Source organism: Cognatiyoonia sediminum (assembly GCF_900129845.1).
Taxonomy (GTDB): domain Bacteria; phylum Pseudomonadota; class Alphaproteobacteria; order Rhodobacterales; family Rhodobacteraceae; genus Cognatiyoonia; species Cognatiyoonia sediminum.
On the sequence record NZ_FQXB01000001.1, the window covers coordinates 565,577 to 592,263 of the forward strand.

General features: G+C 52.7%; 26 protein-coding genes and 1 pseudogene. 16 read left to right on the plus strand and 11 right to left on the minus strand.

The features are described from left to right. Positions 1–84: 84 nt before the first annotated feature. From BUA85_RS02840 to miaA, 3 genes are all read right to left on the minus strand, one after another. Entirely contained in the window at positions 85–1,746 is a 1,662-nt protein-coding gene (locus BUA85_RS02840) for an ABC transporter substrate-binding protein (protein ID WP_072899128.1), read from the minus strand. A gap of 215 nt (positions 1,747–1,961) precedes the next feature. Further along, on the minus strand, positions 1,962–2,789 hold the full coding sequence (locus BUA85_RS02845) for a helix-turn-helix transcriptional regulator (RefSeq protein ID WP_072899129.1): 828 nt from the start codon (positions 2,787–2,789) through the stop codon (positions 1,962–1,964). A 70-nt stretch (positions 2,790–2,859) separates the two neighbouring features. Then, positions 2,860–3,741, minus strand: coding sequence for a tRNA (adenosine(37)-N6)-dimethylallyltransferase MiaA (gene miaA, locus BUA85_RS02850; RefSeq protein WP_072899130.1), 882 nt, complete (start codon positions 3,739–3,741; stop codon positions 2,860–2,862). Between the two features lie 134 nt (positions 3,742–3,875). Here miaA and pyrH point away from each other — a divergent pair, with 134 nt between their 5' ends. The 12 genes from pyrH (at position 3,876) to lpxB (ending at position 15,915) form a co-directional block, all read left to right on the plus strand. Then, positions 3,876–4,601 (plus strand): UMP kinase, encoded by a 726-nt coding sequence (gene pyrH / locus BUA85_RS02855; RefSeq protein WP_072899131.1) that lies wholly within the window; start codon positions 3,876–3,878, stop codon positions 4,599–4,601. 136 nt (positions 4,602–4,737) lie between these two features. Further along, on the plus strand, positions 4,738–5,301 hold the full coding sequence (gene frr, locus BUA85_RS02860) for a ribosome recycling factor (protein WP_072899132.1): 564 nt from the start codon (positions 4,738–4,740) through the stop codon (positions 5,299–5,301). A 24-nt stretch (positions 5,302–5,325) separates the two neighbouring features. Further along, positions 5,326–6,045, plus strand: a complete 720-nt coding sequence (uppS, locus tag BUA85_RS02865; RefSeq protein WP_072899133.1) for a polyprenyl diphosphate synthase — start codon at positions 5,326–5,328, stop codon at positions 6,043–6,045. A gap of 2 nt (positions 6,046–6,047) precedes the next feature. Next, the gene (locus BUA85_RS02870) at positions 6,048–6,854 is read left to right on the plus strand and encodes a phosphatidate cytidylyltransferase (RefSeq protein WP_072899135.1); all 807 of its coding nucleotides are present in this window, start codon (positions 6,048–6,050) and stop codon (positions 6,852–6,854) included. Next, entirely contained in the window at positions 6,851–8,014 is a 1,164-nt protein-coding gene (gene dxr, locus BUA85_RS02875; protein WP_072899137.1) for a 1-deoxy-D-xylulose-5-phosphate reductoisomerase, read from the plus strand. The genes BUA85_RS02870 and dxr overlap by 4 nt, the downstream gene beginning before the upstream one ends. Positions 8,015–8,067: 53 nt before the next feature. Next, positions 8,068–9,354, plus strand: a complete 1,287-nt coding sequence (gene rseP, locus BUA85_RS02880) for an RIP metalloprotease RseP (protein ID WP_072900383.1) — start codon at positions 8,068–8,070, stop codon at positions 9,352–9,354. 316 nt (positions 9,355–9,670) lie between these two features. Then, a complete protein-coding gene (gene bamA, locus BUA85_RS02885; protein WP_072899139.1) occupies positions 9,671–11,983 on the plus strand; it encodes an outer membrane protein assembly factor BamA in 2,313 nt (770 codons plus the stop codon). A 53-nt stretch (positions 11,984–12,036) separates the two neighbouring features. Further along, on the plus strand, positions 12,037–12,600 hold the full coding sequence (locus BUA85_RS02890) for an OmpH/Skp family outer membrane protein (RefSeq protein WP_165611575.1): 564 nt from the start codon (positions 12,037–12,039) through the stop codon (positions 12,598–12,600). 66 nt (positions 12,601–12,666) lie between these two features. Then, positions 12,667–13,125, plus strand: coding sequence for a 3-hydroxyacyl-ACP dehydratase FabZ (gene fabZ / locus BUA85_RS02895; protein WP_072899143.1), 459 nt, complete (start codon positions 12,667–12,669; stop codon positions 13,123–13,125). After that, the gene (lpxA, locus tag BUA85_RS02900) at positions 13,125–13,907 is read left to right on the plus strand and encodes an acyl-ACP--UDP-N-acetylglucosamine O-acyltransferase (protein ID WP_072899146.1); all 783 of its coding nucleotides are present in this window, start codon (positions 13,125–13,127) and stop codon (positions 13,905–13,907) included. The genes fabZ and lpxA overlap by 1 nt, the downstream gene beginning before the upstream one ends. Further along, entirely contained in the window at positions 13,907–14,782 is an 876-nt protein-coding gene (locus BUA85_RS02905) for an LpxI family protein (RefSeq protein ID WP_072899147.1), read from the plus strand. Before lpxA ends, BUA85_RS02905 begins: the two co-directional genes overlap by 1 nt. Before the next feature lie 2 nt (positions 14,783–14,784). Continuing rightward, complete coding sequence (lpxB, locus tag BUA85_RS02910) at positions 14,785–15,915, plus strand: lipid-A-disaccharide synthase (protein WP_072900384.1); 1,131 nt, start codon at positions 14,785–14,787, stop codon at positions 15,913–15,915. A gap of 47 nt (positions 15,916–15,962) precedes the next feature. Here lpxB and BUA85_RS02915 read toward each other — a convergent pair whose 3' ends face one another. Both BUA85_RS02915 and BUA85_RS02920 read right to left on the minus strand, forming a co-directional pair. Then, on the minus strand, positions 15,963–17,165 hold the full coding sequence (locus BUA85_RS02915) for an OmpP1/FadL family transporter (protein ID WP_072899148.1): 1,203 nt from the start codon (positions 17,163–17,165) through the stop codon (positions 15,963–15,965). Positions 17,166–17,293: 128 nt separating this feature from the next. Then, a complete protein-coding gene (locus tag BUA85_RS02920) occupies positions 17,294–18,178 on the minus strand; it encodes a DMT family transporter (RefSeq protein WP_072900385.1) in 885 nt (294 codons plus the stop codon). Positions 18,179–18,235: 57 nt separating this feature from the next. Here BUA85_RS02920 and BUA85_RS02925 point away from each other — a divergent pair, with 57 nt between their 5' ends. After that, positions 18,236–18,853, plus strand: a complete 618-nt coding sequence (locus BUA85_RS02925) for a neutral zinc metallopeptidase (protein ID WP_072899149.1) — start codon at positions 18,236–18,238, stop codon at positions 18,851–18,853. Between the two features lie 2 nt (positions 18,854–18,855). Here BUA85_RS02925 and BUA85_RS02930 read toward each other — a convergent pair whose 3' ends face one another. Both BUA85_RS02930 and guaA read right to left on the minus strand, forming a co-directional pair. Continuing rightward, positions 18,856–19,203 (minus strand): hypothetical protein, encoded by a 348-nt coding sequence (locus tag BUA85_RS02930; protein ID WP_072899150.1) that lies wholly within the window; start codon positions 19,201–19,203, stop codon positions 18,856–18,858. Further along, positions 19,194–20,753: a glutamine-hydrolyzing GMP synthase gene (gene guaA / locus BUA85_RS02935; RefSeq protein WP_072899151.1), complete on the minus strand. Its 1,560-nt coding sequence runs from the start codon at positions 20,751–20,753 to the stop codon at positions 19,194–19,196. Before guaA ends, BUA85_RS02930 begins: the two co-directional genes overlap by 10 nt. A gap of 178 nt (positions 20,754–20,931) precedes the next feature. Here guaA and BUA85_RS02940 point away from each other — a divergent pair, with 178 nt between their 5' ends. After that, the gene (locus BUA85_RS02940; protein ID WP_072899152.1) at positions 20,932–22,482 is read left to right on the plus strand and encodes a trimethylamine methyltransferase family protein; all 1,551 of its coding nucleotides are present in this window, start codon (positions 20,932–20,934) and stop codon (positions 22,480–22,482) included. Here the strand turns inward: BUA85_RS02940 and BUA85_RS17080 are convergent. Next, positions 22,475–22,729, minus strand: a pseudogene (locus BUA85_RS17080) (DUF6477 family protein); the annotation flags it as partial. The gene BUA85_RS02940 and the pseudogene BUA85_RS17080 sit on opposite strands and share 8 nt — an antisense overlap. Positions 22,730–23,277: 548 nt before the next feature. On the opposite strand from BUA85_RS17080, the gene BUA85_RS02950 reads away from it, so the two are divergent. After that, positions 23,278–24,096, plus strand: a complete 819-nt coding sequence (locus BUA85_RS02950) for a DUF6456 domain-containing protein (protein ID WP_242648978.1) — start codon at positions 23,278–23,280, stop codon at positions 24,094–24,096. 49 nt (positions 24,097–24,145) lie between these two features. Here the strand turns inward: BUA85_RS02950 and BUA85_RS02955 are convergent, their stop codons facing one another. Next, positions 24,146–24,835 carry an aquaporin gene (locus BUA85_RS02955; protein WP_072899154.1) on the minus strand — a complete coding sequence of 230 codons (690 nt, stop codon included), beginning with the start codon at positions 24,833–24,835 and terminating at the stop codon, positions 24,146–24,148. Positions 24,836–24,950: 115 nt separating this feature from the next. Here BUA85_RS02955 and lipA point away from each other — a divergent pair, with 115 nt between their 5' ends. Continuing rightward, on the plus strand, positions 24,951–25,901 hold the full coding sequence (lipA, locus tag BUA85_RS02960; protein WP_072899155.1) for a lipoyl synthase: 951 nt from the start codon (positions 24,951–24,953) through the stop codon (positions 25,899–25,901). Positions 25,902–25,904: 3 nt separating this feature from the next. Here the strand turns inward: lipA and BUA85_RS16735 are convergent, their stop codons facing one another. Both BUA85_RS16735 and hpt read right to left on the minus strand, forming a co-directional pair. Next, a complete protein-coding gene (locus tag BUA85_RS16735) occupies positions 25,905–26,081 on the minus strand; it encodes a hypothetical protein (protein WP_165611576.1) in 177 nt (58 codons plus the stop codon). Beyond that, a complete protein-coding gene (gene hpt, locus BUA85_RS02965; protein ID WP_072899156.1) occupies positions 26,078–26,620 on the minus strand; it encodes a hypoxanthine phosphoribosyltransferase in 543 nt (180 codons plus the stop codon). Before hpt ends, BUA85_RS16735 begins: the two co-directional genes overlap by 4 nt. Positions 26,621–26,687: the final 67 nt, after the last annotated feature.

Genomic DNA, 26,687 nt, shown 5'->3' on the forward strand with positions numbered 1-26,687 from the left:
TGGCTGGACCGCTCTTTATTGGCGGTCTTGCGCAGTTGAAAAGGCCGCCCAGATTACTCTGGACGGCCTTAGAAGTTAGCTTAGTTAGGTAGCAACGCCGATCTTGTAGATCTGTGGCAGGTACGCGATGTGCATGTCCCAACCCGTGAAGCCTGGCTTGGCGTGGCGATATACCGTACGCCAGTATGGCTGTAGCGTCACGCCTTCGTCAGTCATGATGCCTTGCAGCTTAGCCATCACTTCACGGCGTGCATCTGCATCCGCAATCGAGTTCGCCTCAGCAAGCAGAGCATCAAACTCAGCATTTGCGAAGGCAGCTTCGTTCCAAGCTTCGCCAGAGCGATAGGCCAGACCAAGGATCTGTGTATCCAACGGACGGTGGTTCCAGTTGGTGGAGCTGAACGGATACTTCGTCCAGTCGTTCCAGAATGTGGAGCCAGGAATGATTGTCCGCTTCACATTAAAGCCAGCGTCACGCAGCTGAGCTGCAACGGCGTCAGTGGTGTTGCGGCGCCAATCGTCGTCAATGGATGTGATCTCAAATTCGAAGTCGGCCATGCCTTCTTCGGTGATCATCTCCAGAGCTTTGGCTGGATCATATGGAAGTGCAGGAACATCTGCCCAAGCAGGGTGCATCGGGCCAACGTGCTGGTTGCGCGCAACCTCACCTTGGTTCGCATATCCAAGCTCCAAGCAAACAGCGTTGTTACAAGCCATCGCGATAGCCTGACGCACTTTCTTGTTTGCATAAGGCTGCATACCGTTAACTTCTGCTACTTGGTTCGGGCGGATAACGATCGTTGCAGCTGAAGCAACTGCGCTTTCTTCCCAGCCGATGCCATTGAAGACTTCGACAAAGTCGCCAACAGTTTCGTAGATCATGTCGATCTCGTCAGCCGCAGCTGCCGCCACCCATGCAGATGGATCTGTGCCATAATCGATGTATTCGATACGATCTAGGAAGCCGCCTTTGCCGGCAGCATAGCCCCACCAATCGTGGCCTTCATTCCGAACCAGAACGGACTTGACGCCAACTTCGTGAGATTCGCTCAGGTAAGGACCTGTACCGACTTGGTCGTTCAGTGGGTTTTCCCCGTCAAAGCCACTATGGTAGATTGCAGCCGGGTAGTCCGCCATGCCGGCAATCAAGGTGATGTCGGATGCTGGCAGGTTGAGCTGTACTGTGTGAGTGTCGACAACTTGAATTGCGCCATCGATCGCTTTTTCAGTGGCTGGGTCGATAAGAACCGCAAAGCGACCGGCCATTGAGTTACCTTCAGCGGATTTATCACACCAGTCGGTGATAACGCGCGCCACATCGTCAGCTGTAAAGTCATCGCCGTTGTTCCACTTCACGCCTTGGCGCAATTTCAGTGTGTAGACAGTCGCGTCGTCGTTCACATCCCAGCTTTCAAGAAGCATCGGGTTGAATGAGCCATCAGAGTTGTATTCGACAAGATATTCGAGCCAACCAGCATAGACAAACGCCATCTGCGTCCAGTCTGTTGCCCGGATGTCTTTCAGCGCCCGAACCTCCATTTGCATCCGCATGGTTCCGCCTTGCTGGGCGTGTCCGCCGGCGTGCGCCGGAGCGTCAAGACCGATCAGCCCGTATGCTGCCGCGGATGTAAGGCCTAACGCTGTTGTACGTGCGAGGAACTCGCGCCGGCTAAGTTTGCCGGTTTTTTCGTCTTCCGCATAGGTAAGTGCTGCCGGATGAATCCGGCTTTGAGTTTCTGGTGTCATGCTTATCTCCCTGTGACATATTCACTATTTTATTCATGCTATTGGACCGGTTCGGAGTGGTGATCTTACCAGTCTCAGCAAATATTGCAGACCATTGCGCAATATTTCTGTTGCTACGTCAACGGTTGGTTCGAGAAATCATGTCACATTTGCGACATGTCAATCTGCCAATTGCGACATTGCCGCTGTCCAGTACTTTGAATGAAAAGAACCTTTTAGGTCAGGTTTTTTGACCCAAACCTGCGAAATTGCGAAGGGGAGCGGCCTGCTCGGCTTTGGAATGCGCGACTAAAATATGCCGCAGAGCTGAATCCGAGATCTTCCGAGATCGACTGAATTGTTTGCTTGGATTCTCTAAGCAAAATGCAGGCTTCGTAGTGCTTGCGATCGTTTAAGAGAGCCAAGGCGGAGCGTCCACAAGTGACCTTGCAGCATCGCGTCAGGTGCGTAGGCGTGACGCCGAGCGCGTGGGCAAAGTCAGCCACGCCGAGATCGCGTCGGTAGTCGCGTTCGATCAGATCAGTATAGGCGGCCACAACACGAGCAGAAGACGTCTCTGCGTTTGCATCTGCTGGTGCGTTTTCAAAGCCGGCCAATTGCCTTTCAAAGAATACTGAAATTAGACCCAAACGGTAGTGCGCTGCGCGCTGATTAGATTCAAGATCCGAACTGAGTTCCCGTTCTAATCCGTCGATAAGCGCCAAGAAGTCCTTTTGCGCTGCCACGTCACGTAAACGAAGATGAACTGGCTCGTCTGGCCATTCGGGGGCCATCGCTGTTGGAATGTTTAACATTTGGCCAAACACAGTTGGGCCAATTTCATAGCCGTACATCGTATGTGCCGGAATGAAGATCAGGTTATTTGCTCCGTATCCACGGGTAAGGCCAGCTATCGTGATCCGACCTTGCCCTTTCGCTATGTACAGAAGCCGCGGCGTTGCATGAGATCTCATTGCTTCTGTGCGCCATTTCCCAACATGTGGGTTTCTGGCGATCGGCGCCAATGCGAGCAACGCGTCTTGGTGTTCAGTAGCGGGGATCATGGCAGCGTCCTCGTGAATGATGCGCGATATTGCAGTGACCCTAGGTCAAATTGCAACCGCTGAATCGGCGCTAAACTACGATGCCTGTGGACAAATCTGTGGATGAAAGATCGATCTGAGCCCAATCCGTCATTCGCTTGCGGAACCAGGTCCGCTGGCGCTTGGCGTATTGACGCGTTCCTATAATGACAGCCTCTCGGGCTTCGTCCAAAGATATGCGGCCGTTGACATGGTCAATCAGTTCTTGTGCGCCGATGGCTTTAGACGAAGGATGCGAAGTATCCCAATTCAATGACATCTCCCGAGCTTCCTCCAAAACGCCCTGTTCAAGCATCATGTCAAAGCGTTGTTCGATGCGGGGTGTGAGCCACTCCTTCGGTGCATTTAGGAGGATTGGTGTGCAGGATTGGAGAGGCAGGAGCGGGGCAGGTGTTTCGCTTTGCCAATCAACCAAGCTGCGTCCAGTTGTTTGAAGAACTTCCCAAGCTCTCTGCACGCGGGCTCGGTTGGCTATATCTACGTGATCTTTTGTTGCTTCATCGATCTCGCTCAATAAAGTTTCGATCACCATCCCATCCGCAGTCGCTCGAATGTGGGTCGGCGTTTCCGGTATATTGGCCAATCCTTCCGTCAACGCGGAAAAATAGAGACCCGTGCCGCCAACAATAATGAGCCTTTCACCCAGCAGGCCTTTAACATCTCGCAGCCAATCGCCAACAGAATAGCTGACGTCGTATGGGAGATGGCCATAAAACTGATGCGCAGCGCGCTGTTCGTCTTCCAGGCTGGGACGCGCAGTCAGGATCCGCCAACCATCATAGACCTGCAAAGCATCGGCATTCACGATCAAACCGCCTTGAGCCTCAGCAATCATAAGAGCCAAACTGGATTTACCCGAGGCCGTTGGACCGGCGATCAGAACGGTTTTGTTTGGGTCAATGCGCAGAGTCACGGCTTTTCACCTAAGCCGGAAAGCAAGAGGCCAATCATTGGAAATAACTCGCCGAAAAGTAGATGACAGCCATTGAACATGACCGCCTTTTCCGACATTTTGCTTATCGAAGAAAGCAAATACCGGGGGAAAGCATGAGTGCAACGTCTGACACGACTTACAACCGGGTGATGCTCAAGATTTCTGGCGAGGCTCTGATGGGCGACGCTGGCTTCGGACTTCATCCTCCCACCGTGGAACGGATCGCAAAAGAAGTAAAATCTGTACACGACATGGGTGTCGAAATTTGCATGGTCATCGGCGGTGGCAATATCTTCCGTGGGCTCCAGGGTAGCGCACAGGGGATGGAGCGAACCACGGCAGATTACATGGGTATGCTTGCGACTGTGATGAATGCTTTGGCGATGCAATCGGCCCTCGAAGGTTTGGGCATTCACACGCGGGTCATTTCGGCGATCCCAATGGACCAAGTGTGCGAGCCCTATATTCGCAGGCGAGCTGTGCGCCACCTCGAAAAGAAGCGGGTCTGCATCTTTGCCGCAGGAACGGGCAACCCATATTTTACGACTGATACGGCGGCGACGCTTCGTGCCAATGAAATGCGGTGCGAGGCGATTTTCAAAGGAACAAAGGTCGATGGTGTCTATGACAAAGACCCAGCCAAACACAGCGATGCGCAGCGCTATGACAAAATCAGCTATGATGAGGTTCTACAAAAACACCTCGGCGTGATGGACGCGTCGGCAATCGCACTGGCCAGAGACAATCATCTGCCGATCGTTGTGTTCAGCTTAGATGAACCCGGTGGGTTTAGAGGGATCTTGGCCGGCGACGGAACGCACACAATCGTGCATGACTAAGAGATTTTGCGCTGCATTTGTGCCATATGCGAAAAAACTGCTGCATAACTCGGCACCTGCTGCGCTATACAACGCCTAACTTTTGTCCTAAAGAACTGCAAATAAGCAAAAAGAAGACCAACGATAGAGCAGACGCATGTCAGACGATTTTGAACTCGACACAGATGATCTTACCCGCCGCATGGAAGGCGCGATCAGCAACCTGAGAACGGAACTGGCATCCTTGCGGACCGGCCGTGCGTCTGGATCGATGTTGGAACCAATCATGGTCGATGCTTACGGTAGCATGACACCGATCAATCAGGTTGGCACCGTCAACGTTCCAGAGCCGCGGATGGTGACAGTAAACGTTTGGGATAAGGGTCTCGTTGGTAAGGTTGAAAAAGCTATTCGTGAGAGTGGTTTAGGGATCAATCCTCAACTAAACGGCACCATCATTATGTTGCCCATTCCGGAGTTGAACGAGGAACGTCGTAGAGAACTCGGCAAGGTAGCCGCTCAATATGCAGAATCTGCCCGCGTATCGATCCGGAACTTACGTAAAGATGGCATGGATCAAATCAAAAAAGCGAAAGCTGACGGGTTGTCAGAAGACGATCAGAAATTCTGGGAAGGCGCGGTGCAAGACATGACGGATGAACACATTAAGGTCGTCGATCAAACACTTGATACTAAACAAGAAGAAATAATGCAGGTCTAACCTGCCCATATTGAAAGGTCACTTATGACCAAGATGGATAAAATCGGGCCAAACCACGTCGCTATTATTATGGACGGGAACGGTCGATGGGCACAACAACGCGGCAAACCGCGCCTATTCGGGCACCATGCAGGTGCGCGCCGGGTGCGCGAGATTGTGCAGGCCTGTCCCGACTACGGGGTGAAGTACCTCACGATTTTTGCCTTTTCGACCGAGAACTGGAAAAGGACTCAGGTTGAGGTCGCTGGTTTGATGCGCCTTTTCCGCCGTTATATCGAAAAAGAAGCCCGCGCGCTTCTCGAAGACGGTGTTCGGGTACGGTTCATTGGGGATCGCATCAAGTTGGACGAAAAGCTGGTGTCTTTGATGGACAATCTTGAGCTTCTCACCGCCAACAATGACAAAGTTCACCTGACAATTGCCTTGAACTATGGTGGCCGCGACGAAGTCACTCGTGCTGCGAAGCGGCTGGCTTATGAAGTTGAGCAGGGGCGTTTGTCTCACAAAGACGTCGACGCAGAGACGCTTTCCAAATTTTTGGACACGCATGTTCTGCCCGACCCTGATCTTGTAATCAGAACAAGCGGCGAAGCACGCATTTCCAACTTCTTACTTTGGCAGTCCGCCTATTCGGAATACGAATTTGTCGAAACCCTCTGGCCAGATTTTACCGCGGAAGAATTTGGTTCTGTAGTATCTGCTTATGGTACACGTGATCGCCGATTTGGTGCGGTGCTCGCCTAACGATGCCGACGGACCAAACGCCTCCGGCTAGTAAATGGGACGACCTTCAGGTCAGGCTCATTTCGGCGGCGGGTATGTTAGTCGTTGGTCTTGTTGCGATCTATCTTGGTGGAGCCGCTTTTCAGCTTCTTGTCGTCTTTGCGCTTGGCTTAATGATCTGGGAACTAACGTCTCTTTGTGATCCGGAGCGGCCAAATGCCGCCATCGTTTTGGCTGTCATGGCCTGCGCGATTGGATCGGTTCTGCACACGCTCGAAGGTATTTACCTAATAGCAGTGATGCTCACTCCCTGCATTCTCGGCGCTGTCTTTATTGGCCAAAGGCGTCAGTTGTTCTTGGTGTTCTCGATAGCCATCTTCCTTGCCACATATTCTATGGTCCATTTTCGTAACATGTTTGGTGCGGATTGGATCATGTGGATTATCTTAGTCATCATAGCGTCCGACACGCTTGGGTATCTCGCTGGACGCGCATTTGGTGGTCCGAAGTTCTGGCCGAAGATCAGCCCCAAGAAGACTTGGAGCGGTACCGTTGCTGGCTGGATCGGCGCAGCGGTCGTTGGTGCGATTTTTGCCAGGTACACGAACTCAGGCGCTGCGTTGATCGTCATATCTGCACTCGTCGCTTTCGCAGGTCAAATGGGCGATATAGCGGAAAGCGCACTTAAGCGTCGGGTGGGGATCAAAGACAGTTCGGATCTCATACCGGGTCATGGCGGATTGCTTGACCGATTTGATGCGATGCTCGGTGCAACTCTGGTTCTGGGCATCCTGATCATTGGGTTTGGCTATACCGGAGTCGCCTTTTGAAGACTGTCTCGATTCTCGGTGCGACAGGGTCCATCGGTCAGAATACCATCGATCTCATAAAACGACGTCCTGATGAGTTTGACGTCGTCGCTGTAACTGGCGGTCATAATCTCGAACAGTTGGCCGCTTCGGCTGTTGAATTGGGCGCTCAGGTTGCGGTGACCTGTTATGACGAGAAATTCGCTGACCTAAGGGAGCTTTTGTCCGGGAAGAATGTTGAGGTCAAAGCAGGCGAAGAAGCCGTTGTCGAAGCGGCATCAATTTCTGTTGATTGGACGATGTCGGCTATCGTCGGGGCGGCGGGTCTGCGGCCTGGAATGGCGTCACTGTCAAATGGCAAGACTTTAGCCCTGGCCAACAAAGAATCTTTGGTGTCTGCTGGGCAGGCCTATATGGGGCACGCGAAAGCGTCTGGCGCGACTGTGTTACCCGTTGATAGTGAACATTCTGCAGTGTTTCAGGCATTGATCGGCGAAGACATGGCAGCCTTGGAACGCGTGATCATAACGGCCAGCGGTGGAGCATTTCGCGATTGGCCGATTGAGAAACTCAAGACAGCAACGTTGGCTGAAGCATCATCTCATCCGAATTGGGACATGGGGCAGCGGATCACAATCGACAGTGCTTCGATGTTTAACAAGGCGATGGAGCTTATTGAGACAAAAGAGTTTTTTGGCGTATCGTCTGAGCAGATCGAAACCGTGATCCATCCAGAATCTCTGATCCATGCGCTTGTCGGTTTCAACGACGGAGCCCTGATGGCTCATGTCGGGCCACCTGATATGCGCCATGCCATTGGTTTTGCATTGAATTGGCCAGATCGGATCGAATTGCCGGTCGAAAGGCTAAATCTAACCGACATTGGTCAACTTACTTTTCGAGCGCCAGACGATGCCCGTTATCCCGCTCTCGCGATTGCGCGCGACGTGATGGAAATCGGTGGATTAGCGGGTGCAGTATTCACCGCTGCAAAAGAACGTGCTTTGGACGCTTTTATCGCCGGCCAAATCGGGTTCATGGACATGGCGCCAGTGGTGTCTAAGACGCTCGACAAAATGTCAGCACAAGGTGGGCTGCAAAATGCCAAAATCACACTAGATAGCATTCTGGACGCAGATAAGACCGCCCGGATCTACGCCGGCGAATTCGCAACCAACTAAGGACGATCAGTTTGGACCTGTCACAGCTCTTAGCCAGCACAGGGGATGGCGTTATGACCATCCTGTTCTTCATCATCGCATTGTCGGTGATTGTCGCCATTCACGAATACGGTCACTACATCGTCGGAAGATGGTGCGGTATCTCGGCGGACGTGTTTTCGGTAGGTTTCGGTCCAACGCTTCTTTCGCGGGTCGATAAACGCGGAACACGTTGGCAAATTGCTGCAATCCCGTTTGGCGGTTACGTAAAATTTGCCGGTGACAAAAATGCAGCGAGTGTTGGCGGAGAAGAGGTTGAAGGCGCAGGGCCAGCGCGAAACACGATGCTTGGTGCGCCTTTGTGGGCGCGAGCTTTGACTGTCGCGGCAGGACCAATTGCCAACTTCATATTGGCCGTTTTCATTTTTGCTGGGTTCTTCTTGATCCAAGGCCAACCAACGGCAAAGTTGATCGTTGCGAGCCAACATGAGCTTCCGGTTGGCTTTGAATCTGAGTTGCTTGCAGGCGATGAAATCTTGTTTGTTGATGGAATCGACCTGATGAGCTCAGAAGGCCCCTATTTGGACTCGCTTCCTGACGCTCAGTACCGAACCTACACAATCATTCGAGATGGCGAACAGATTGAGGTTTCGGGCCCGAATCCATTCGTTCCGCGAATTGCGTCTCTACTGCCTCGCTCTGCGGCGGATGATGCTGATTTGAAGATCGACGACGTCATCACAGCCATTGATGGCACGTCGGTTTATACCTTTGACCAGATCATTGAAGGGGTCGAAGCGGGCGGCGGGGGCGAGATAACGCTCGACGTCTGGCGAGACGGCGATGTGATACAATTGGAACTTACACCGCGTCGGGTTGATAACCCGCTGCCTGATGGTGGATTTGAACAACGGCTCCTTATTGGTGTCACCGGCGAATACTTCTTTATCCCGACAACCGAACCTGTTGGCATTGTCGAAGCCTTTTCTCGCGCTTTTGGCAGACTTTGGTTCGCAATTAGGTTGTCACTCGAAGGAATTTGGCAGGTGATTGTTGGTGGTATTTCTACGTGTAATATCTCCGGTCCAATAGCAATCGCAGAAGCCAGCGGTTCAATGGCCTCTCAAGGCGCTACGAGTTATATCCTTTTCGTCGGCATGATTTCGGTAGCTATCGGGCTGTTCAACCTGTTCCCAATCCCGATTTTGGACGGCGGCCATCTGGTCTTCTACGCCTATGAAGCAATCGCAGGCCAAAAACCAACGGATCGGGCCCTTCGGATATTCATGTCGATTGGCCTCTCCCTTATCGGCGCGCTGATGATTTTTGCTATCCTCAACGATTTGGTGCTTTGCCCCTAAGCGGTAGGGTCGTCACATTTGTGCCCAGATTTAGTGTTACCCCTGATTCAACTTAGGAGATGTGGGTATGCAAACACTTGCTGAAGGATACAAAGGATTATCTGTTTTCGTTCGTCTGAACACAGACAGAATGATCTATACTTTGTGTCTTGTCATAGCTCTTTATGCTGGTGCTTATATCGGGATGATCGCCTAACAATTCCCAAATAGCCGTTTTTTGCGAACGCGCCATTTGGCGCGTTTCTTCGTTTTGACAACCGGTGCCTGAAAAGCTACGTTCCGACCCATCGGGGATGTTAATGCAACAGGCAAAAAAATGTATAATCTGAGCAGCCGAATTGACGCCGTTTCAGCGTCAATCAAACAGCGTGCAGCAATCTTATTTCTTGCAATATTCGCCTCCTTCGTTGCCACGGCGAGTTTCGCGCAATCGTTTACCTTTACAAGTGTGACAATCGACGGGAACCAACGTGTCGAAGATGGTACGATCTTGTCTTTGGCTGGTATCAGTCGAGGCCAAACAATTTCAGCCGCCCAGCTCAATGCAGCATCCCAAAACATCCGGGAAACTGGTCTTTTTGAAACTGTGGACGTTATCCCGCAGGGCAGTAGGCTTGTCATCACCGTTGTTGAACGTCCAACGATTAATATCATTAACGTTGAAGGTAACAGCGAAATTCGGGATGCCGAAGTTCTGGCTGTAGTCCAATCTCAATCGCGTCGTGTGTACACCCCGGCGCAGGCTGAAAGGGACGTCGCCGCGATCAGTGAACTCTATGCAAATCGTGGTCGCATTAATGCCTCGGTCACGGCGCGGATCATTGAACGGTCCGACAATCGCGTGGACCTTGTATTTGTTGTTCAGGAAACGGGTCTGACGGAAGTTGAGCGCATTTCGTTCGTGGGGAACAGAAATTTCTCCGACGGCCGTCTGCGCCGGGTTCTTGATACAAAGCAAGCGGGTCTTCTGCGTGTTTTGATCAGCAGTGATACCTTCGCACGCGATCGGATTGCGTTCGATCAACGTCTCTTGACCGATTTCTACCAATCTCGCGGCTATGCTGATTTCCAAGTTTTGAACGTTGATGTTGCTCTGACTCGTGAACGCGACGCCTTCCTGATTACCTTTAACGTTCAAGAAGGGCAGAAGTTCAACTTCGGTCAGTTGACTGTTGTGTCCGAAATTCCGTCCGCCAGTGCAGCAGAATTCCAAGCGGCAATCGGCACGCGCCCCGGTTCAACTTACTCACCGATGAAGGTTGAAAACGACATTGCTCGTTTGGAACGTTTGGCTATTCAAAAAGGCATCCCTTTTGTTCGGGTTGAGCCGCGCATCACTCGAAATGATCGTGACCTCGTTCTCGACGTGACCTACGCCTTGGTCAGAGGTGAACGTATCTTCGTTGAGCGGATTGATATCGAAGGCAACAGTACAACCCTCGACCGGGTGATCCGCAACCAATTCACAGTTGTCGAGGGCGATCCATTTAATCCTCGTGAAATTCGTCAGGCCGCAGAGCGCATTCGTGCCTTGGGTTTATTTGCCAATGCCGACGTGAATGCACGAGAAGGCAGCGGACCGGATCAGGTTATTGTAGATGTGGATGTTGTCGAAGCGCCGACCGGATCGCTCTCGTTTGGTGGTAACTATAATACCGATACCGGCCTAGGGTTGGTTGCGTCTTATCGCCAATCAAACTTCTTGGGACGCGGACAATCGCTTAGCTTCCAGATTTCAACCAGTGAATCGAACCGTGTGGCGTCACTCGACTTTGTTGAACCACGCTTGCTCGGCAGAGATGTACGTTTTGGGTTCAGCTTTGACTATTCAACCACTGACAACCAGAATGCGCTATACGATACAGAGACTTTCGATTTCCGGCCAAGCCTTGGGTTCCGTGTCTCTGACAACGGTCGTTTGAATGTCTTCTATCGCGCAGAATTCACGGACATCAATGATGTGGACCCAGCTGCGAGTATCGTCATTCAGAACGAAGCGGATCGCGGTCGTATTACGACAAATGGTGTGGGCTACACCTATAGCTATGACACCCGCCGTACCGGTCTGAATCCCAATGCCGGTGTTCTTCTGCGCTTTGGGCAAGAGTTTGGGGTCGGCGATTCCGATTTCATTCGCACCACCGCAACGGCGATAGCCGAAACAAAGGTGTTCAACGAAGAGGTGACACTCCGGGCAACTATCGAAGGCGGTCTTCTTGATTACGCCGATAACGATAGTCGCGTGACGGATCGTTTCTTCCTCGGTAACCGCGTTCTGCGCGGGTTTGAGGCCAGCGGTATTGGTCCTCGGGATAATGATACGGATGATGCGCTCGGCGGAAACAAGTTCGCCGTTGCGCGGCTGGAAGCAGAATTCCCACTTGGTTTGCCGGAGGAATATGGCATCACCGGTGGCGTGTTCCTTGATCACGGATCGGTTTGGGACGTCGGAAACACGTTTGGTGCGGACGTTCTCTATAACGACTACACGGCGCGTACCGTCGCGGGCATTTCGATCTTTTGGACGACCCCGATTGGTCCTCTCCGGTTCAACTTTACCGAAGCCCTAGATGCTCAGGATCGTGACCGTACCAATTCCTTCGATGTGACCATCTCAACCAGTTTCTGATGCGACTGTTATGGGCGGCCTTTTTTCTTGCTCTTTCCCTGAGTGGGGGGCCTTTGGCTGCCCAGACAACAGAGGCGACGCCGGAAGGTATCTTTGTCATCAATGCCGACAGGCTGTTTGCGGAATCTGAGATCGGCCAGAGCATTCGAGAAGACTTCCAAGTTCGGCGGCTTGAACTGCAGGCGGAAAATGAGCGGATCATCGAAGAACTCGTTGCCGAAGAACAAGATCTTGCGGCACGTCGGCCAGATATGGACGTAGAAGAGTTTCGTTTGGAGGCCGAAGCCTTCGACCGTAAAGCGATAGAGATCCGAGCTGCTAGGGACGCAAAAGAACGCAGCATTTCCGAAGCTGCCGAAGAAGCACAGGCCCGCTTCAATGAACAGGTTCGGGAGGTCGCGGGCCAAGTCATGATTGAGCGCGGGGGAAAGGTTATTCTTGATAGTCGTTCCGTCTATTTGGCACTGCGCAGCATCGATATCACTGATGCAGTGATCGATCGACTGGATGGGCTGGCAGAGCAGCAGACTGAAGAACAGGAGCCGATTGAGAATGTGGCGCCATCGAACCAAGAGCCTGATGAAACCGCTCCAGTCGAAGAAACTGTATCGGAATGACCCACTTGCCGGTTGGTCGGCCAGTTGTTAACCATCTAAAAAGGTTGCGAAAAGAAAGACAAATCAATGAGCACACCAACTGAAGCTGACATTCAGCTGATCCAGAAAATTATCCCCCATCGCTATCCCTTCTTGCTTGTCGACAAAGTACACAGCATCGATGGTACTTCGTCGGCGATCGGCATCAAAAACGTAACCATGAATGAGCCACATTTTCAGGGGCACTTTCCGGGTACTCCGATCATGCCGGGCGTTACGATCATTGAAGCAATGGCGCAGACCGCGGCGGTGATGGTTGGCACAACCATGGGTCTGACGGACGGCAATATGCTGATCTATTTTATGTCGATCGATGGCTGCAAATTCCGCCGAAAGGTGATCCCTGGCGATGTGTTGGAGATGAAAATCGAAACCACACGTGGAAAGCCCGGCGCTAAGGTCTGGCGTTTTAAAGGTGTCGCCACCGTCGAAGGTGAGCTTGCCGCTGAAGGTGAGTTTGCGGCCATGATGGACCTTCAATCCTGATGTCTGAAATTCACCCAAGTGCAGTTATCGCCGAAAGCGCGAAGATCGGGCAGGGGTGCTCGATTGGTCCATTCTGTGTCATTGGCGGCGACGTTGTTCTTGGGGATGACGTGACCTTAAAGAGCCACGTGGTGATCGACGGCGATACGCATATTGGCGATGGCACGACTATATTTTCTTTCGCTGTTGTCGGAGAGATACCACAAGATCTGAAATTCGATGGGGAGCGGACGCGGGTGCGTATTGGTGCACGTAACCGCATTCGCGAACATGTAACGATCAATTCTGGCACGTCCGGTGGTGGCGGCGAAACGCGTATCGGCGATGATGGGTTGTTCATGGCAGGCTGTCACATTGCCCATGACGCGCAGATCGGCGATCGAGTGATTGTTGTGAACTCCAGCGCAGTTGCAGGTCACTGTATTTTAGAGGACGACGTTATTGTCGGCGGTCTAAGCGGAGTCCATCAGTTTGTGCGTATCGGTCAAGGCGCGATCATCGGCGCGTTGTCTATGGTGACCAATGACGTGATCCCACATGGTTTGGTCATGGGGCCACGGGCCGAGTTGGAAGGTTTGAACCTTGTCGGGCTCAAGCGCAAAGGCGTGGATCGCAAAGACATCATGGCCCTTCGTGCGGCTTTTCAATCGCTCAAAGACGGCGAAGGGACGTTCCATGATCGCGCGGAACGTCTAAAGGATGAAGCTGACAGCCCTTATGTGAAACATATGGTGGACTTTGTCTTAGGTGAGACCGACCGCAACTTTCTGACGCCTCGATAATGATTGCCTTGATCGCAGGCACTGGCGATCTGCCCAGTGAGGTATTCAAGGCCCTTACGGCCAAAGGAGAAGCACCGTTAGTCTGCGCAATGGAGGGTTTTGTTCCAGACTTGAATCCGGACATTACCTTTCGGATCGAACATCTCGGTAGTCTTCTCGAAACGCTAGCGACGCTCGGCATCAAGCGTGTGTGCATGGCTGGTGCGGTGAAACGTCCCAACATTGACCCAACCCAAATTGACGAACGAACTCTTCCTCTCGTCCCGCGCGTGCAATCCGCTATGGCGCTTGGTGATGATGGCACCTTGCGTGAGATCATCGCAATCCTGGAAGAGTTCGGCATGCAGGTGGTGGGAGCGGCTGAACTGGTTCCCGAGCTTCTACCACCAGAAGGCGTTTTGACCAAAGCTCAACCGAACAACACCATGGATGCGAATGCGATGCTGGGTGTTCAGACTGTCGAGCGTATGGGGGTCGCGGATAGCGGTCAGGCTTGTGTCATTAAGGATCGCCGCATTCTGGCAGAAGAAGGGCCAGATGGTACGGATGCAATGATCCGGCGCTTTGTCCCGACGCACTCGGATGCCCAAGGGTTTGGTCCGTTGGGCATGATTGATGATTTGGTATCCGCCTCGGCCGATTGGCTTACTGGAATTGCGGGGACTGGCAAAGGTGCCATGCTTTATAAGGCCCCCAAGCCGCAACAAGATCGTCGTGCCGATTTGCCCGTGATTGGGCCAGAAACTGCTCTCGTCGCCGCCGAAGCTGGATTCGCGGGCATTATCATTGAACAGGGTGGTGTCATGGTTCTCGACCGCGAAACTGTTGTTCAAACTCTGGATGCCAACGACATGTTTCTTTGGGTGCGCGCATGAGCTTGAAGGTCTTTGTCATCGCGGGCGAAGTTTCTGGCGACAAACTCGGTGGTGCTTTGATGGCTGGCTTGAAATCTCTCACGGCGGTTGACTTCACTGGCGTTGGTGGCCCGTTGATGGAGGAGCAGGGGCTCAATAGCCGCTTTCCGATGTCTGAACTGAGCCTGATGGGCATCGTCGAGATTTTGCCGAAATACCGTGATTTGAAAAAGCGAATCCGGGAAACGGCGGACGCGATCATTGCCGAGAAGCCAGACGTTCTCATTACAATCGACAGCCCCGATTTTTGCCTACGCGTCGCGCGATTGGTTAAAGCAGCTTCTGACACCAGAACCATCCACTACGTCGCTCCAACCGTCTGGGCGTGGCGACCGGGCCGCGCGGAAAAGATGGCAAAACACATTGACCATGTCCTAGCACTCTTCCCGTTTGAGCCACCCTTTATGGAAGAGGCGGGCATGACCTGCGACTTCGTGGGGCATCCTGTAGTCACCGAAACCCAGGCGACGGACGCAGAAGCCGCTGAGTTTAGAGCCGCGCACGGCTTGACCGATGCACCGGTCATTTTGGCTTTGCCCGGCTCTCGGCGTGGTGAGGTTAGCAGGCTGGCCGATCGGTTTGGAGAGGCGCTTGATAAAGTGCTGCAAGTCCGGCCCGATGCCCGTATCGTAATCCCCTGCGCCGCCCCAGTTTACGATTTGGTGCAGCAACAGACCCGCGGCTGGTCTGGTGATCCGATCCTTCTCGCGCCCGACGACCCCGGCAAACTGACGGCATTTAAGGCTGCTGACGTCGCCTTGGCGGCGTCTGGGACGGTTTCACTAGAATTGGCCGCAGCTCAAACGGCAATGGTCATCGCTTATGACATGGCTTGGCTCAGCCGGGCGATCATCAGCCGTATGTTGAAAATCGACACGGTGACTTTGGTCAACCTTGTCTCGGAAACACGAGCGGTGCCGGAGTTCATTGGCAAGGATTGCGAGCCTGGAAAGATCGCTGGGAGCTTGCTAACGACATTGGCTGAACCTGCTGGGCAGATGGAGGCAATGTCGCTTACAATGGAAAGACTGGGAGCGGGGGGTGAGCCGCCCGGTTTGAGAGCGGCAAAGTCTGTTCTTGGCCAGCTCAAATAAAAAAGCCCCGGTCAAACCGGGGCTTTTTCGTTAAGGATTCGATGGGCTTAGAAAGAGTAGCCAACTGAGAGGCCAAGTCCGAGAGCTGTGTTCTCTTCAAACTCTACACCACTGCCATCAGTTGCATCGCCAAGCATGGAGTACTCAATACCACCGCGCAGGCTTACGCCGTCAAGGTTGTACGTACCGCCGATACCGATCGAAGTTGTGCCATCAGTCGGTGAAAGTCTAGAAGCAACACCACCGCTTGCTTCCTCATATGTCACACGCGCAAAAAGCGAAAGGTCGTCATTGATACGGCGACCAACGCCAAGACGATAGGTGATAGTATCATTGTCTAGGGAGGTTACAGCACCGCCGCTAAACGCCTCAAACGCCGGCGGGCGTACATCCCAAACAGACCATTCTGCCCAACGGATCGATCCAAAGACTAATGTGTCTTCGGCAACACCAGTTTGGAAATCAAGTGTGAGTGACTGGGGCAGTTTGATGTCGGTTGTTGCCTCGGTCGTAACGCCTTGGAAGACTTCTAATGTGTCGAAGTCGTGTGTCAGACCGCTTTCATAGGTCAACGACACTCGGAGTGCGATTTCTGGCTTTTCGTAAGCGGCACCGATAACGTAGCCAACTTGACTGTTAGCTGCCGCGGTCGCTGAATATCCGAAAGCACCAGCCGGGGCGCCTTGCACGGCCGCTAACTGACCTTCTAGATCTGAAATCACTGCCGGGGGCGCTCCCGCAGCTATTGCCTGAGCTATGCCATCACCCAAAGCCTGCGCAGCGCTTCCACGATTGAGTGTGTCAGGAATAGAAATATTTGCTTCGGATTTCACCACCCTCAGGCCACCGTAGACAGATACATTTGGATTTACTTGGTACTTACCCACAATCGCAATTTGGTTGCTGTCCCATTCGGCTTCTAGGCCCGTATATGGCCCAGTGCCGTAAGACGCGTCAGCGCCAAAAGGTTGGTTTAAAAAGAGACCAAGATCGATCTGATCATTGATCGCAAATTTCAAAGCAACGCCAAAAGTGTTGAAGTCTTCGGACATTTTGCCGGTGGAACCGCCACCAAGACCGGCAGGGTAGTCGCCGCTCACTTCTGGCTGCGCGATTGAAAATGACAGTTCAGCATAGTTGCCGTTTTCGAAAAGCACGGAGTAAGAGTTTCCGCCGCGATCCAGACCACCGGCAGATGCCGCTGTAGCTGTCAGCAAAAGTGCTGCGCCGGTTGATAGATAGTTTTTCATGTCTCATCCCTACACATGTCAGTGATTGGATATGAACCTAGAGACTCGTCTGCATTTCAGTCAATTAATGACGCGGCGTCATGACGCATCCCGTCAAAAACCGTGGCAGGAATGCCCTTATATGCGAGTTATTTTGGGGAATGACGTCCCGTCACAACGATATTGAGGTAATTCGCACCGAAAATCAGGACGGCACCGGCGATGATCATCAGGCTGAAAGGCTCGTTGTAAAACAGCATTCCGATGACCGCGATCACCGGAAGCCTCACAAAATCGATAGGCATAATGATCGATGCGGGCGCGATGGCCAGGGCGCTCGTTAGGCAGAAATGAGCCACCAAACCGGCTATTCCGATGAGTATGAGCCATGGCACTGTTTCAGCTGTTGGTAGCTTTATTGCACCATCAATCCCTGCCGCCACAAGCCCAAACCCCGCCTGCATTACTGTCAAATAAAACAAGATACACACGATGGGCTGATCAATTGTTAGCTTCCGCGTGAAAATCGCTGTTAAGGCAAAGAAGATCGCGCACCCGGCAGCGGCAAGCATTCCAGCGCTGATTTCCGCGCTTCCGGGTTGGGCGACCATCAGGACACCAAGGAACCCAAGCGCTGCAGTTGCGATGTTCACCATAGTTAGGCGTTCGCCGAGCAAAAGAGGCGAAAACAAGAGCACCCAGATCGGTGTCGTGAATTCGAAGGCAAAGAGTTGCGCGAGCGGGATCAGTGGAACCGCGAAGAACCACAAATTTTGGCCGGCGAAATGGCAAATATTACGAAGGAAATGCAGACCAAGCCGGTTTTTGCGCAGGTCTGACTGTCTTTTCGTGACCAAGATGATGCTCGCCATGATCAAAATGCCAACAAGACTGCGAAAGAACATGATCTCGAACGTGTCATGGGCGAAGTTAATCGCGCGGCCGGCGATTGCCATAGATGTGAAGGCCACGATAGCGCCCGTCATCCAAGCAGCACCTTGGAGGATTTTTGAAAGCGTTATCTCGGTTGACATGATTGGGGTCCTGCGAACATCGTTGCCGCACATTCTGACCAATTCAAAGGCGATGCAATGCGATTAAGCCTCGCATTTCTTATTTCTACATTTTTTCCAATATGCGTAGCTGCGGACTACAAAAGTGTGGACTCGGCGGCGACCTCTGCCTTTGACCGAATGCCACCGGTCGTTGTTGTTGACGTGATCGCTGGTAACTGCGGGGCGAATGCCGGTGTGAACCCAAAGGCGGCATATTGCACGTCACAAAACACGATTTATTTGAGCGAACTAGCGTCAAATCTGCCTGAAACACCGTATCTTATAGCGCACCTCTACGGTCACGCTGCCCAAGTCAGGCACGGGGTTGCAGATGTGGCATTCGCCGCGATCCGCAGTCGACCTAATGAGGAGGCGGCTCTGCGAGGGATGGTCACGCGGCAAGTCGAGTGCCTAGCTGGCATGTATATGGCTTTGGCGGGATTGAATGATCTCAGTTTGATGGACTGGCTTAACGACGAACCCTTTACAGGGAGCCACTGGAGCCGCAATCCACTTAGTCGAGGACCACAGGTGTCAATCGGACTGGCTGCACGTGATGAGTGGTTCCAGATTGGGCAAAAAGCTGTTCATCCGTCGGCCTGCTCAGTTATTGAAATGAATGCAGAACTACTCGTAAACGCTTATAAAAATTAGTTTTATTGTCGTGAGCAGCATCCTGTCAGAAGGATAGGAGACTCTCCGCGCTGTGTGAGTATTTGGAGTTCATACTCTTCGGTGCCGCACTGCCGATTATGCAAAATGATAATGGCACTGTCGCGCGGTCCAACTAATGTGGCGGCTTTCGGCCATTCTACCCCTTCAGCGGTGGATTTTTGCGGGACTTGGAGATCGCTCTCGCGATCCAAAAACGCAAAGCGGGCTGTTTCCTCATCATAACTCAGCGTCCAATCGGGATTGGTGCCGGAACATTCCAAAGCAAGTGTTTCGGAAGAAACGACTGTAGGAATGGCGCATAAGATTATGATAAGGCGGATTATTCCCATTCAATCGTGCCCGGAGGCTTGCTCGTGATGTCATAGGTTACACGGTTAATCCCTTGCACCTCGTTTATGATCCGAGTGGCGGTTTCGCCAAGGAATTCATGGCTAAACGGATAATAATCCGCCGTCATGCCATCAACAGAAGTCACCGCGCGTAGTGCGCAGGCATAATCATAGGTGCGGCCATCGCCCATGACGCCAACGGTACGCACGGGAAGGATCGCAACAAAGGCCTGCCAGATCTCATCATAGAGGCCATGTTTGCGAATCTGATCGATATAGACCGCATCGGCCTTGCGCAAAATTTCGAGCTTTTCTCGCGTGATTTCGCCCGGGCATCTGATCGCAAGGCCAGGTCCAGGGAAGGGATGGCGACCGATGAACGACGCAGGCAGGCCAAGTTCGACGCCCAGCGCGCGGACTTCGTCTTTAAAAAGTTCCCGGAGAGGTTCGACGAGTTTCAGGCCCATTTTTTCTGGCAAACCGCCGACGTTGTGGTGGCTTTTGATCGTGACCGATGGCCCGCCGGAGAAGCTGACACTTTCGATAACATCAGGATAAAGCGTGCCTTGGGCGAGGAATTCCGCGCCTTCAATCTCATTGGCGTATTTCTGGAATACATCAATGAAGAGCTTGCCGATGATTTTCCGCTTGGTTTCAGGATCAGACTGACCTTCCAATTCGCCCAAGAATAGTTCCTGTTCCTCGGCATGGATCACTTGCAGGTTCATGTGATCACGGAACATCGACAAGACTTCTTCTGCTTCGTTCAGGCGCAAAAGGCCGTGATCCACAAAGACGCAAGTGAGCTGACTGCCAATGGCCTCGTGAAGTAAGGCCGCAGCGACGGAACTGTCCACGCCGCCAGACAGTGCACAGATGACTTTCTTATCGCCAACTTGCTGGCGGATCGCTTCAATCGCCTGCTCGCGATAAGCGCCCATCGTCCAGTCGCCAGTAAACCCAGCGAGCTTGATGAAGTTCTCGTAGAGTTTGGAGCCGTTCGGTGTGTGATGCACTTCCGGGTGAAACTGAACAGCATAGAATTGGCGCGAGACATCAGCCGTGATGGCAAATGGTGCGTTGGGAGAAGTCCCAAAAACCTCAAACCCTGGCGCGATCTCTGAAACATGGTCGCCATGGCTCATCCAGACCTGTTCTTTGTCGTCTTCGAACCAGCCTTCCAACAGGTCCAAAGACCCTTCTGGTGTCACATAGGCGCGGCCAAATTCTGCTGTTCCTTCGCCGCTGACAACTTTGCCGCCAAGCTGCGTCATCATAGTTTGCTGACCGTAGCAGATGCCCAAGACTGGCATGCCAAGGTCAAAAAGCGATTGTGGAGCCCGTGGCGACCCTTCACGTGTCACACTGTCGGGGCCACCTGAAAGAATGACAGCCTTTGGTGCAAAGTCCGCAAGGAACGCGTCGTCGACACTCTGATAGGGGTGGATTTCGCAGTAGACTGATAGCTCACGCAAGCGGCGGGCAATCAGCTGAGTAACTTGGCTGCCGAAGTCAATGATCAGCAGGCGTTCATGTGTCTGGTTTTCCATGTGCTCAGTTACGCGCGCTCAGCGAGGGGTGCAAGGATTCGTAAGCAATTTGTTTTGACGTAGCGGATTGGCCCAAAAACGCACCCGATGTCGGTTTCACGCCCCAGATGGCGGATTAGGCGGATAGGTTTTCTGAAGCAGCGCTATCTCAGTTGCATACCAACAAACAGGAAGTCTGATGTCGGAAGCTGCTGTAAGAACGGGTCGTCGTGGTCGGTCAGGTGGGGGTGCTGCGCGGCGCGCAGCCAGAACAGCCGTAAGCGTTGAAACTGCGAAATATATCGAACGCAATGTTCCAAATTACGAAGTTCTGACGGAAGATGCCCTTGCGGTGATCGAGGCGAATGCGGAAACCGTTCTTGCTGAGATCGGTGTTATGTTCGTCGATAATCCCGATGCGCTGGATCGTTGGAGAGACGCGGGTGCCGACGTTGAAGGCGAACGCGTTCGCATTCCTCGTGGTTTGGCCCGCCAACTGTGCAGCACCGCGCCCAGCCAATACACGCAATGCGCCCGCAATCCCGAACGCAATGTTGTCGTTGGTGGCAACAACCTCGTCCTTGCGCCGGTTTATGGACCTCCTTTCGTACGTGATGCTGAGGGCGGGCGTCGCTATGCGACAATGGAAGACTTCGAGAAATTCGTAAAACTCGGCTACATGTCGAAGTGGCTGCACCACTCCGGCGGGACAGTTTGCGAACCGACAGATGTGCCAGTGAACAAGCGCCACTTGGACATGTTGCTGGCGCATATGATCTACAGCGACAAACCGTTCATGGGCTCTGTGACAGAGCCAAGTCGTGCGCAAGACAGCGTTGATATGTGCAACATTCTGTTTGGCGAAGAGTTCGTTCAGCAAAACACTGTTATGACCTCGCTGATCAACATCAATTCGCCGCTGACATTCGATAGCATCATGATGGGCGCGTTGGAGGTCTTTGCAAAAAATAACCAAGCCAGCATCATCAGCCCGTTCATCGTAGGCGGTGCAATGGCTCCAGTCTCGATCGCTGGGACCCTGACCCAAGCCATCGCAGAAGTCATGGCGGGCGTAGCCTATAGCCAAATCATTCGCCCGGGTTCCCCTGTCGTTGCCGGTACATTCGTGACGTCGATTGACATGAACTCTGGCGCGCCAACTTTTGGAACGCCTGAGGCATCACACGTCACCTACGGCATGGGCCAATTGGTGCGCCGCTTGGGACTGCCATATCGTTCTGCTGGTGGCTTTACCGGATCGAAACTCCCCGATGCTCAGGCCGCTTATGAATCAGCTAATAGCTTGAACATGGGTTTGTTGTCGGGCGTGAACTTCATGCTCCACGCATGCGGATGGCTTGAGGGTGGGCTGGTATCCTCTTTCGAAAAGTTCGTTATGGATGCCGATCAGCTTGGCACCTTGCACCAGTTCTCCAAAGGCGTTGAGATGAACGAGAACGGCCAAGCGATGGACGCGATTGAAGAAGTCGGTCCGGGTGGTCATTACCTTGGCTGCGCGCATACCCAAGCCAACTTCAAAGATGCATTCTGGCGCTCGGACCTTCTGGATTACAAGCCATTCGAGACTTGGGAAGACGAAGGTGCGCGCGACACAATGGCGCTTGCGACGGTTCGAGTGAAAACTCTTCTGGATACGTACCAACAACCGGCAATCGATCCTGAGATCGAAGCGAAACTGCGCGCCTACGTGGCTGATAAGAAGGCCTCAATGCCTGATAGCTTTACATAGCCTGACGCTGTTTGCTGCTCTGTCGAAGTAATTCCGCTTCAGCCATTATTGCGGTTAAAATTTCTATGTGCCGTGCATAGGAGTAGAACGCCGCTTGGTCCCGTCTTTGTTGAGCTTGCTGTTTCTCCTCCTCCAGTAGGAGCAAGATCGCTTCTCCTGTCTTAGGAAGTTTCGTCACCCCCAAAACGCGTGAGATATCTCTTTCTCTTTGATAACGTTCTAAGCCAATTCGGGCGGTTTGAACTAGGAACTTTGGACGTTATAAAGTTAAGAGTAGGGAGTTCAAATCAAGCATCTTTGGCCCTCATTTAGAATCGTTGATTGAGCCTCTAGATTGCATGGCTGTTTATGGCGTTGCCTTTCTTCTGCTTTGAACGGGCGGAGCCTCTAACCTTGGTTAAAGGTTTTTCGAAAAGGTGTTCATCAAGCCAACTCGTTAAGCCCCCATTAATGAATACCCGTCAGGGTTGTGTCGTTTTCTAATTGGTCTTTTGGTAAAGTTTTGGGGGCATAGACAAATTCAGGGGACACTGGATGACATGCCAAGTTCATAGACCAGAACTCAATCTACCTGCATGGTTACCAACAGCTGCAGAAAACTACATTCAACATACAGTCATGGGGCAATCGATACGATCTGTCGCCCGACGAACCCGAAGTCATCCATCAACCGTTTTACGGCAAGTCCGAAGGTTGGAAGCAAAAAGAGATGACCCATTGATCGATGCGGCCTTCGATTCTTTTGCGTCTCGTTCACTTTCGTACACAAGTTATTTGGAAAAGGATGCTACCACTATGGCAATGCAGATTGAGGCTGCACCGACCTCGGATGTGACAGTTCTTCCACAACAAAAGATCGACAAAGATGGCCTATTCGCGCTTCGCCGATTAAGCGAACGAGGTGCGGTTCTAGCGGTTGCTCGCGATATGGAAACGGCAGTTGTTGTCAGAGATGATGACGAATGCGGCTCACTGCGAACAGCGGTTGTCGAAACCAGTGTGGCGCAAGCAATGGCGCTCCGAAATTGGATAAGTTGCAAGGATCCAGACGCGCGAATTGCTAAATACTTTATTACGGCAGAGGGTAAGCGAGCCGTGAGAGAGCTGATTGCCGAGGAAGAGAATCGAGCCTGCAATTTCTCCGATAATCAAATGATTGGAGAAACCGCCAACAACACCGATGGGCGCAGTCGATACATCGTTGCAGAAAACCCCGTTATGTCCCTGTCTCGCAGGCGAGATAAGACGGGGATTCCGTTCATAAGTCGTGAACAATTGGAAGCCGGTGAACGCATCCGTCAAGACTATGAGTTGAGCGGAATTGATGCCAGTACACTTCAGGAGCAAGGCGATTTTGACAGCAGCGATACCGATAGCCTTCACCACGGCGTTGCTGCCGCTCGTGCGCGGCTATCGACAGCTCTCAAAGAACTTGGTCCTGGATTGGCGGACGTGGCTATTGAGTGTTGTTGCCTTCAGAATGGTATCGAAGTCACCGAGAAAAAGATGGGATGGTCTGCCCGATCAGGAAAAGTAGTGCTGCGGATCGCGCTTACGCGATTGATCCAGCACTACAAAAGGACCGAAGGCAAGTTCGCTCCCATGATCGGATAAGTTAAGGGTTTGTTTGCGGCGGGATACTGCCCCGCCGCAATGGTACCGCTTATGCGTCTTCAGCGCTCGTAAGACCCATCTTGAAGATGACACCAGCCAAAGCACCACCAACCAAAGGGGCAACAATAAACACCCAAAGATCGGAGAGGGCTTGACCACCCGCAAAGATCGCTGGCCCGATAGAGCGGGCAGGGTTCACCGATACGCCTGTAATGATGATCCCAACCATATGAATGGCGGCAAGGGTCAAGCCAATCGCCAGACCCGCCATCATTGCTGGGGCATTTGCCTGCGTCGCACCTAGGATAACAGTGACGAATAGGAAGGTCGCAATGCCTTCGAACAAGAGCGCCGAGGTTAGGCCATACTCACCGGCGGTACCGGGACCATAGAGGTTCTGACCGAGGCCGGTAACCGCAATATCATAGCTTGGCTGGCCGTTCGCGATCATTAGCAATGCGAAAGCGGCGACAATGGCACCGATAATCTGGGCAATGACGTAAGTGACAAAAGCGGACGATTCCATCTTGCCCGCAAGAAGCACGCCAAGCGACACGGCTGGGTTCAGATGAGCGCCGGAAATGTTCCCGACAGAATAGGCGGCGGCGACAATTGCCAACCCGAAGGCAAAGGAAATGCCAAGCATTCCGATTTCATCCCCCATGAACACGGCGGCCCCGCATCCGAAAAAGACTAAGATAAATGTACCGATAACTTCTGCGAAAAATGGTTTTGACATATTGGTGCTCCCTCCAAAGCGTTGCGCCGAGGACATGGCTACTCTTCCTCGGACGGTGTTGTTGTTATGACGGAAAAGTCATAGGTTACGCAACGACACAACATGGGAAAAAACCGTGAGAGACCTCAAGATCCCGGCGCAGCGCCATCCAGAGAAAGCCAAGCGCCCCGACAATCCCCAGCCCAAAAAGCCTGAGTGGATACGGGTCAAGGCGCCGACGTCCGAAGGTTACAAGGAAACGCGCAACATCATGCGCGAGCATAAGCTGGTCACAGTGTGTGAAGAGGCCGGTTGTCCAAACGTTGGCGAATGCTGGAGCCAAGGCCATGCCACCATGATGATCATGGGGGAGGTGTGTACTCGTGCCTGTACCTTCTGCAACATCGCAACCGGTAAACCGCCAGAGGCTTTGGACGTATTTGAGCCAGGTCGTGTGGCCGATGCGGTGAAGAAGCTGGGTCTGAACCATGTTGTGATTACTTCTGTTGACCGTGATGATGTTGAAGATGGCGGGGCGGAACACTTCGCCCAGACAATCCGCGCGGTCCGCCGTCAATCTCCTAAGACAACCATCGAGATCCTGACACCAGATTTCATTCGCTGCGATGACAGCGCGCTTGAAGTGGTGGTTGCTGCGAAGCCCGATGTGTTCAACCACAACCTAGAAACGGTTCCGGGCTTGTACCCAGAGGTCCGCCCAGGTGCTCGCTATTTCCACTCTTTGCGTTTGCTTCAGCGTGTCAAAGAACTCGATCCGACAATGTTCACAAAGTCTGGCATCATGGTGGGGCTTGGTGAAGACAAGCAAGCCGTCATCCAAGTCATGGAAGACATGCGCGCGGCGGACATCGATTTCCTGACCATCGGTCAATATCTGCAGCCAACGCCAAAGCATCATGCGGTGGACCGGTTTGTCACGCCCGAGGAATTTGCGACCTACGAAAAGGCTGCCTTCGGTAAGGGCTTTTTGATGGTGTCAGCGACACCTCTCACACGCTCCAGTTATCACGCTGGCGATGATTTCGCACGTTTGAAGGCAGCGCGTTTGGCGAAACTGGGAAGCTAGACCCTAGATCCCATTTCTTCGGTGGTTATTTGGTGTCAGCGCCTCTGGCCAACCGAAAACCTGTTCATAGCCCCAAAGGGCTGCGCAGAGCAGGATAATCGCGAAGACCAGTTTGACGCGTCCCCAACTCGGCGGCGATTGGGCAAGCCGTTTGGCGCGAAGAAACCAGCGGGGGTTCATTCGTCTAGGAACCGAACCTTACCGATATGTGGAAGGTTCCGATTGCGTTGCGCATAGTCGATACCATAGCCCACGACGAATTCATCGGGAATTTCAAAACCTGTCCAATCGGCTTTGAAATCAACCTCCCGTCGAGCTGGTTTATCGAGCAGCGCAATGGTTTTGAGGCGCGCTGGTGCCTTTGTGATCAGGTAATCTGTGACGTGGCTCAAAGTATGGCCGGTGTCGATGATATCTTCGACAACCAGCACATCGCGCCCTTCAATGGCGCCGCGTAGGTCTTTGAAAATACGGACTTCACGGCTGCTTTCCATGGCATCCCCGTAACTCGACGCCTCCAGAAAATCGACTTCGACGGGTAAATCAAGCTCGCGAACCAAATCAGCGATAAAGACGAACGAGCCGCGCAAAAGCCCGACAACGACCAGTTTATCGGTCGTCTCAAACTCATCATGGATTTCTTTTGCCAATGCCTCCACCCGGGCTGCGATGGATTTTGCGCTGATCATTTCGTCGATCACATAGGGCTGTTGCGGCATATGGTCTGAATCCTAAGGGTTGATTTCCGCCGATAACTCTACGACATCAGGTGACGAAGTCCACGCG

Coding starts and splice junctions, on each gene's coding strand:
- fabZ (WP_072899143.1), top strand. CDS start 12,667: ATGAGCACACCAACTGAAGCTGACATTCAGCTGATCCAGAAAATTATC.
- guaA (WP_072899151.1), bottom strand. CDS start 20,753: ATGGAAAACCAGACACATGAACGCCTGCTGATCATTGACTTCGGCAGC.
- BUA85_RS02840 (WP_072899128.1), bottom strand. CDS start 1,746: ATGACACCAGAAACTCAAAGCCGGATTCATCCGGCAGCACTTACCTAT.
- BUA85_RS02950 (WP_242648978.1), top strand. CDS start 23,278: ATGGCAATGCAGATTGAGGCTGCACCGACCTCGGATGTGACAGTTCTT.
- lpxA (WP_072899146.1), top strand. CDS start 13,125: ATGTCTGAAATTCACCCAAGTGCAGTTATCGCCGAAAGCGCGAAGATC.
- BUA85_RS02925 (WP_072899149.1), top strand. CDS start 18,236: ATGCGATTAAGCCTCGCATTTCTTATTTCTACATTTTTTCCAATATGC.
- frr (WP_072899132.1), top strand. CDS start 4,738: ATGTCAGACGATTTTGAACTCGACACAGATGATCTTACCCGCCGCATG.
- BUA85_RS16735 (WP_165611576.1), bottom strand. CDS start 26,081: ATGAACCCCCGCTGGTTTCTTCGCGCCAAACGGCTTGCCCAATCGCCG.
- BUA85_RS02940 (WP_072899152.1), top strand. CDS start 20,932: ATGTCGGAAGCTGCTGTAAGAACGGGTCGTCGTGGTCGGTCAGGTGGG.
- BUA85_RS02845 (WP_072899129.1), bottom strand. CDS start 2,789: ATGATCCCCGCTACTGAACACCAAGACGCGTTGCTCGCATTGGCGCCG.
- pyrH (WP_072899131.1), top strand. CDS start 3,876: ATGAGTGCAACGTCTGACACGACTTACAACCGGGTGATGCTCAAGATT.
- BUA85_RS02930 (WP_072899150.1), bottom strand. CDS start 19,203: ATGGGAATAATCCGCCTTATCATAATCTTATGCGCCATTCCTACAGTC.
- uppS (WP_072899133.1), top strand. CDS start 5,326: ATGACCAAGATGGATAAAATCGGGCCAAACCACGTCGCTATTATTATG.
- BUA85_RS02905 (WP_072899147.1), top strand. CDS start 13,907: ATGATTGCCTTGATCGCAGGCACTGGCGATCTGCCCAGTGAGGTATTC.
- BUA85_RS02870 (WP_072899135.1), top strand. CDS start 6,048: ATGCCGACGGACCAAACGCCTCCGGCTAGTAAATGGGACGACCTTCAG.
- BUA85_RS02920 (WP_072900385.1), bottom strand. CDS start 18,178: ATGTCAACCGAGATAACGCTTTCAAAAATCCTCCAAGGTGCTGCTTGG.
- BUA85_RS02915 (WP_072899148.1), bottom strand. CDS start 17,165: ATGAAAAACTATCTATCAACCGGCGCAGCACTTTTGCTGACAGCTACA.
- BUA85_RS02955 (WP_072899154.1), bottom strand. CDS start 24,835: ATGTCAAAACCATTTTTCGCAGAAGTTATCGGTACATTTATCTTAGTC.
- rseP (WP_072900383.1), top strand. CDS start 8,068: ATGACCATCCTGTTCTTCATCATCGCATTGTCGGTGATTGTCGCCATT.
- hpt (WP_072899156.1), bottom strand. CDS start 26,620: ATGCCGCAACAGCCCTATGTGATCGACGAAATGATCAGCGCAAAATCC.
- bamA (WP_072899139.1), top strand. CDS start 9,671: ATGTATAATCTGAGCAGCCGAATTGACGCCGTTTCAGCGTCAATCAAA.